This window comes from Vibrio neptunius (assembly GCF_000967495.1).
Taxonomy (GTDB): domain Bacteria; phylum Pseudomonadota; class Gammaproteobacteria; order Enterobacterales; family Vibrionaceae; genus Vibrio; species Vibrio neptunius.
This window is the reverse complement of the sequence record NZ_JXXU01000091.1, coordinates 1-302: the sequence shown is the minus strand read 5'-3', so window position 1 is coordinate 302 and position 302 is coordinate 1. Positions and strand designations below refer to the sequence as shown.

Sequence of the window (302 nt, the reverse complement as noted above, 5' to 3'; positions counted from 1 at the left end):
GTCACCGCTGAGCCTGAAAGCGCTGAAGCCGGAGAGGATCCGAAGAAAGATGCGGTTGCTGCCGCCATTGCTCGTGCTAAAGCTCGTAAAGCGCAGCAAGAAGGCCAATCGGAGCCTGTCACCACCGAATCAGTAAGCGTTGAACCTGCTGAAGAAGATCCAAAGAAAGCTGCTGTAGCTGCAGCCATCGCACGCGCCAAAGCTCGTAAAGCGCAGCAGCAAGCATCATCGGATACTCTGACCACCGAACCAGCAAGCGTTGAAGCTGCTGAAGAAGACCCAAAGAAAGCTGCGGTTGCTGC

The 302-nt window shown here is 55.3% G+C and carries 1 pseudogene; it reads left to right on the top strand.

Annotation, left to right across the window (positions count from 1 at the left end):
* Window positions 1–302 (top strand): annotated as a pseudogene (locus TW84_RS22630) (electron transport complex subunit RsxC); the annotation flags it as partial.